Origin of the sequence: uncultured Brachyspira sp., assembly GCF_944388875.1 — a bacterium.
Lineage (GTDB): Bacteria > Spirochaetota > Brachyspiria > Brachyspirales > Brachyspiraceae > Brachyspira.
Genome location: NZ_CALXKQ010000033.1, coordinates 23,171 through 30,046, shown reverse-complemented (window position 1 = coordinate 30,046; position 6,876 = coordinate 23,171). Strand labels below are relative to the sequence as shown.

Genomic DNA, 6,876 nt, shown 5'->3' with positions numbered 1-6,876 from the left:
TCAGCCGCTTCAGCTAATTGATTTAAGAACTCTATTTTTTCTTTGTAGCTTTCTATGTTTTGCGGATTAGCTTCTATAATCTTGTCATAACATTCTATAGTTAATTTATTTTCTTTTATACTTTTTAGGAACTCTATTTTTTCTCTATAGCTTTCTATATTATTTGGATTTAATGATACAGCTTTATCACAGCATCTTGAAATATATTCATCATTTATTTTATTTTTCTCTCTCAAAATCTTTAAGGCTTTTTTATAAAGTTCATATTTTTCTAAAGATTCATTATTATTTTCTAATGATAATGCCTCATCATATCTGTTTAATAAAATCAAAGCTATTATTTTATAAGTATAAAAAACTTTATTATTCTTTTCAAGCTTTAAAATATTATTGCAGTAATTCAGAATATCTTCTTTATTTTTATAATTATCTTCAAATATAAATGATAATGCCTTATTAAAATTATCTATAGCCTTATTAAACTCGGATAATTTATATAATGTCATGCCTATTATATAATAATCTCTTGGATTATTTTTTTCTTTATAATTTTTTAATGCTTCATCATAATGTTTAATAGCCTCTTTATAATTATTTTGGGTTTCATAAATCTCCCCCAAACAATAATACATGTCATAATTATTAAAATTGTTTGTGCTTTTAAAACTTTCTAATGCTTCATCATATTTTTTTAATTCAAATAAAGAAAGCCCTTTATAATAATATAAATTATTATGAGCTTTAATTTTTATTGCTTCATCAAGCTCCTGCACAGCTTCTGCATATTTTTTTAAATAGTATAAACTTAAGCCCTTATAATAATATGCCTTACCATATTGATTATTTATTTTTACAGCCTCATCAAATTCTTTTATAGCTTCTTCATATTTTTTCAAATTATATAAACAAAGTCCTTTATAATAATAAGCATTACTGTTTTTATCATCAATTTTTAAAAACAAATCAATTACTTCTATGGCTTCATCATACTTTTTAAGCACAAATAAAATTAAAGCTTTATTATAGTATGAGTCAGTATCTTTATCATTAATCTCTATTGCCTTATCAAAACATTCTATGGCTTTATCATAATGTTCTATATTCTCTAATAAACAGCCCTTAAAATAATATGACTTATAATATTTTTCATCTAATGAAACAGCCTTATCAGCACAATTTATAGCCTCCTGATGTCTTCCAAGTTCAAAAAATGCATCTGCTTTATCATAGTAATATTTTATTTCTTTTTGTAAGTTCTCATTATAATTTATTTTTTCCAAACAGTACTCTTCATAATATTGAACATTATTGTAATTTTCATCTATACTTTTTACTTTATTATAATATTCTAATGCCTTTTTATAATCATCTTCATTTGAAATTTTATCAGCCTGTTTTCTGTACTCATCAGCAATAGTGTATAGAGTTTTTATATTATTAGAATCAATATTTAATATTTCATTGCAGCAATTAATAATTTTTTCTTGTCTGCCGCATAAACTTTGTAAATACTCTATCTTCTTAAAATAACTTTCCAAATTATTTTTATCCAAATTAATTATATCATCGAAGCATTTAATGACATCTTCTTCTCTGATGCCTAAACTCTGTAAATACCATAATTTTTTATAGTAGCGGTTAAAATCATTTTTATCTAATTCTATTATATCATCAAAACATTTGATTATATTATCTTCTCTATTTCCTAAACTCTCTAAATATTCTATTTTTTTATAATAGCTTTCTAAATTATTTTTATCTAAATTAATTATATCATCATAGCATTTTATTATATCATCAGAGTTTAATTTATCATCTCTCTTTAAAATATCCAATTTCAAAAGCTGCAAGTCTATATCATTTGAATCAATTTCTATGGCTTTACTTAAGTCTTCTATAGCATAACTATACATTGATAATTTATTGTATATTTCTGCTCTTTCTTTATAGAGATTTTTTATATTTTCTTTGTTATTATTATTTGTATCTGCTTCTTCTATTTCCTTTATTTTTTCATCTAGTAAAATAATTCTATCCAATAATTCATCATTAATATTTTCATTATCAGCAAATTTATTAAAATAATCATTTTCTTCAATATTTATATTTTCTATAAAAGTTCTTCTCTTGTAATAATCATCTTCATTTACACCTTCCATTATATAAACTAATGAAGATATATCGGCACTGCTCTTCATTATAAATATTCATCTCATCATTAAAAACATTTATATAGCCGTTAAGTTCATCTATAATACTGTCTATATCATCAGAACTTAAGGCATTATCAAAATGGCTTACTATGTTTTTTATATGCTTTTTTGCCTCTAATACTAAATCGCTTCTTACTTCTTTTAAGCCCGTATTTTCAGCTTTATTTTTTAATCTGTTTATTTCTTTTTTTAGAAAAAATATTTTTATGCTATTTTTATCCATAATTTTTAATTCCTGATGTATTATCTATTATAATATAGTATTTTCTTATAAAAATCTACTTATCAAGTTATCATAATATTTTTATTGATTATATATATAAATTTTTTACTATTTATGATATAATTTATTTATATTAGATATAATTTTTTTATGAAATTAACATACATATTATAAATAACTTCAATATATAAGGATTTAAAACATGATAAAAAACAAAGAAAGACTATTATGGATATTTCTTTTAATTTTTGTAGTGGCAATCTCATTTTTTAATTTTAAAAGTCCTTCTCTAGCAATAGCTCAGCAGGGAAGCCCTCAGTCAGATAATGATTTTTACTATTACAGCAGATTATTTCAAAAAGTTTTCGCAACACTTCAGCAGAACTTCGTTGATACCAACAATGTAACAACAAAAAAATTAATGTACGGTGCAATCAAAGGAATGCTTGAAGCTACAGACGATCCTTTTACATTCCTATTGGATGAAGAATTAAATACTGCATTAAATACTGAAATGTCTGGAAAATACGGCGGTGTAGGACTTTCTATATCAAAGAATGCTGATAAAGGATTAATGGTTGTTTCTCCTATAGAAGACGGTCCTGGTGAAAAAGCTGGTATATTATCAGGAGATATCATTACAGAAATTGACGGAAAAAGCACTAAAGACATGTCAGTTGATAATGCTGCTAATATAATGAGAGGAAAAGAAGGTACAAAAGTTACTTTAACAATAGTAAGAGATGGCGTTTCAGAGCCTATTAAATATCCTCTTACAAGAGCAATAATAGAAATAAAAAGCGTTAAATATAAAATGGTTGATAATATAGTAGGATATATAAGAATAACTACTTTCGGAGATGATACAGCAAAAGATTTGGAAAATGCTTTAATAGACCTTAAAAAACAAGGAATGCAGAAACTTATACTCGATTTAAGAAACAATCCTGGCGGAAGACTTGATACAGCAATCAATATAGTAGAAGAGTTTTTGACAGACGGTAAAATAGTATACACAAGAGGAAGAACTAAAAATGAAAATCAGGACTACTATGCTTCTAAAAAAGGCGATGAATGGATAAAAGGAGATATGATTGTATTAGTAAATCAGTACAGTGCATCTGCTTCAGAAATTCTTTCAGGTGCTTTACAAGACAGCGGAAGAGCTAAACTTTTAGGTGAAACTACATTTGGTAAATTCAGCGTTCAGTATGTTCTTCCATTAGACAGCAGAGATAATACTTCTTTCAAATTTACAGTAGCCCATTACTATACTCCAAACGGAAGAAGACTTCATGGCAAAGGTTTAACTCCAGACTTTGTTGTAGTAGAGCCTAAATTAAGCAGCACAGATATAACAGCATTGACAGAACTCAGAAAAGGCGGACAAATAACCGCTTATGCTAAAAAATATCCTAATGAAAGTTCCGATGCTGCAGCTTTGCCTGCATTTAAAGAGGAGCTTAAAAAACAGAATATAAATGCTAGTGATTATTTGCTTGAGCGTTTGATATATAATGAACGTAATTTGGATAATTATAAAGAGATATACGATCTTCGCTATGACAAACAGTTAAAGGCTGCTATTGAATATCTTGAAACAGGAAAAGAGCCTCCTCAGGATAAAGAAGAACCTAGAGAAAATTGGTCTAACGAAAAAGAAGAAAATTAATAATTAATATAATAATAGGCGGTGATATTTATATGTTACCGCCTTATTTATTTTTAAACTTTTATTATATACTGCAAGCTTTTTATTTACGCAAGCAGACTAAATTTTAAATACAGACTAAATATTAAAAAAATATAAAGTGTGGAGTATGAATTATAATACATTAATAAAAAAGGAAGCCTTTTAATTTAAGACTTCCTTTTTATAATTAAATAAAATATTACTTCTGTTATTATTTTTTCTTGCCTTGATTTGCAACAGCTTCCATAGCTTTTTTAACAGCTTCAGGATCACCTAAATACTGCTTATTAACTGCTTTGAAATTATCATCAAGTTCGTAAACTAAAGGCATTCCAGTTGGAATATTTAACTCTGTAATATCAGCATCAGAAATATTATCTAAATATTTAACCAATGCTCTTAAACTGTTTCCATGAGCAGCAATGATTATTTTTTTACCTGCTTTAATATCTGGAAGTATAACATTTTCCCAAAAAGGAACTACTCTTGCCACAGTATCTTTTAAACATTCAGTTAAAGGAAGTTCTTTTTCTGATAAGTTTTTATAACGAGGATCATGTCCAGGATATCTTTCATCTGATTTTTCTAAAGCTGGAGGCGGAGTATCATAGCTTCTTCTCCAAATTTTTACCTGATCTTCTCCATATTTTTCAGCAGTCTGAGATTTATTTAATCCTTGTAAAGCTCCGTAATGTCTTTCATTTAATTGCCAGCATTTCTCTACAGGTATCCATAAAAGTCCCATCTCTTCTAAAACTAGGTTCAAAGTTTTTATAGCACGTGTAAGAGTTGAAGTATATGCTTTATCAAAAGTAAAACCAGCATTTTTAAGTTCTCTTCCGCCTGCTTTAGCTTCCTCTATACCTTTTTCAGATAATGTAACATCAGCCCATCCAGTAAATAAGTTCTCTTTATTCCAAACACTCTCACCATGACGTATTAAAACAACTTTAGTCATTTTTAAAACTCCTTCTAATAAGATTAAGTTCTATTATATACTAAAATAAGAAAAAAGTTAAACAAAAAATGTATATATATAAAATTAAGTATTAATGTTAAACTTGAAAATACGTTATAAAACTATGGGTGGGCAGTGCTGTAACTTTAAAAAATAAAAAGAAAAATAACGCAAAAAATACCAAATGATATTAAAATTCTATAGGGTGGGAAAATTTAAGTAAGTTTTAAAAATTAATTACATACCCCGCCCAATAGATTTATTAATTTTGTTTTAAATTGAAAAATTATTTTATATTTAAAATTTCAATTATAAAAGCAAACCCACCCTAGTTTTGATTAGACTTGAAATTCTAATTAACGCACGGTGAACAAAATTTATAATATAATAAAATTTGAATTTCATTCTGCGTGCGATTTTATGAAAGCAGAATTTGATTTAAAAACTATAGAGTTGTATAATAGTAAACATAACATTATATTAAATTAAAAGGGGTAGCAATTATGAATTTTAATTTTTATATGCCTAGTAAGGTAATATTTGGAAGCGGTTCATTATCCAAACTGCATAAACAAAAATTACCGGGAAAAAAAGCATTAATAGTAACAGGCGGAACTTCTATAAAGAAATACGGATATCTAAAAAGACTCGAAGAAGAATTGGATAAAGCAAATGTTAATCATGTATTATTTGATAAAATACTCCCTAATCCAATTAAAGATCATGTCATGGAAGGAGCAGCCCTAGCAAAAAAAGAAAACTGCGATTTTGTTATAGGAATAGGAGGAGGAAGCAGCATAGACTCATCAAAATCTATTGCTATTATGGCAACAAATGAAGGTGATTATTGGGATTATATATCAGGAGGAACAGGCAAAGGAAAAGCTATACCTAATGACCCTCTTCCAGTTGTAGCAATAACAACAACAGCAGGTACAGGCACAGAAGCAGACCCTTGGACTGTTATCACCAATGGAAACGAGAAAATAGGATTTGGATACGATAAAAGCTATCCTTACCTTTCTATAGTAGACCCAGAACTTATGAAAACAGTTCCTCCAAAATTGACAGCTTATCAAGGCTTCGATGCATTATTTCACAGTACCGAAGGATATATAAACAAAATAGCTAGTGAAATGAGTGATTTGTTTGCCTTAAAAGCAATAGAGCTTATAGGAAAAAGTTTAGCTGATGCTGTAAAAGACGGCAATAATATGGAAGCTAGAGAAAATGTTGCTATGGCTAATACTTTATCAGGTATAGTTGAAAGTGTATCAAGCTGTACTATAGAACATTCTATAGAACATGCTATGAGTGCTTATTATCCTAATCTTGAACATGGTGCTGGTCTTATTATTATAAGTAAAGAATATTATACATCTATAGCTAATGCTAAGGTACGCGATGAAAAAATGATAAATATGGCTAAAGCTTTGGGTAAAAAAGATGCAAGCAAGCCTATGGATTTTGTAGATGCATTAGTTGATTTGCAAAAAGCATGCGGAGTTGATAATTTAAAACTATCTGATTACGGAATGAAAAAAGAAGATTTGCCTGCTATAGCTAAAAATGCCAGATTTGCTATGGGAGGATTGTTTGAAATAGATCCTCATAACTTTACAGATGAAGAAGTTTTAAGCATATTAGAGAAATCTTATAAGTAATACATAAATATTTTTTACAAAAAATAAAAGCTATGGTATATTTTTTACTATAGCTTTTATTTTTTTACTACTTTTAGTTTTTATATAAAATTAAAAGTAGTAAATAAAATAATTTATCCGTCAAT

Annotated in this window: 5 protein-coding genes; 2 read left to right on the top strand and 3 right to left on the bottom strand. The window is 27.3% G+C overall.

What is annotated here, in order from left to right; all coding sequences use genetic code 11:
• Together Q0J69_RS13190 and Q0J69_RS13185 are read right to left on the bottom strand one after the other, a co-directional pair.
• A partial coding sequence (locus Q0J69_RS13190; protein ID WP_297208279.1) for a tetratricopeptide repeat protein occupies positions 1 to 2,198 on the bottom strand: 2,198 nt, incomplete at its 3' end.
• Positions 2,143 to 2,436, bottom strand: coding sequence for a hypothetical protein (locus Q0J69_RS13185; RefSeq protein ID WP_297208277.1), 294 nt, complete (start codon positions 2,434 to 2,436; stop codon positions 2,143 to 2,145). The genes Q0J69_RS13185 and Q0J69_RS13190, both read right to left, overlap by 56 nt.
• Before the next feature lie 202 nt (positions 2,437 to 2,638).
• Between Q0J69_RS13185 and Q0J69_RS13180 the strand changes: the two genes are divergently transcribed.
• Positions 2,639 to 4,108 carry a S41 family peptidase gene (locus Q0J69_RS13180; protein WP_297208275.1) on the top strand — a complete coding sequence of 490 codons (1,470 nt, stop codon included), beginning with the start codon at positions 2,639 to 2,641 and terminating at the stop codon, positions 4,106 to 4,108.
• Positions 4,109 to 4,340: 232 nt separating this feature from the next.
• Here Q0J69_RS13180 and gpmA read toward each other — a convergent pair whose 3' ends face one another.
• Positions 4,341 to 5,087 carry a 2,3-diphosphoglycerate-dependent phosphoglycerate mutase gene (gpmA, locus tag Q0J69_RS13175; RefSeq protein WP_297208273.1) on the bottom strand — a complete coding sequence of 249 codons (747 nt, stop codon included), beginning with the start codon at positions 5,085 to 5,087 and terminating at the stop codon, positions 4,341 to 4,343.
• Between the two features lie 503 nt (positions 5,088 to 5,590).
• On the opposite strand from gpmA, the gene Q0J69_RS13170 reads away from it, so the two are divergent.
• Positions 5,591 to 6,751 (top strand): iron-containing alcohol dehydrogenase, encoded by a 1,161-nt coding sequence (locus Q0J69_RS13170; protein WP_297208271.1) that lies wholly within the window; start codon positions 5,591 to 5,593, stop codon positions 6,749 to 6,751.
• Positions 6,752 to 6,876 lie beyond the last annotated feature (125 nt).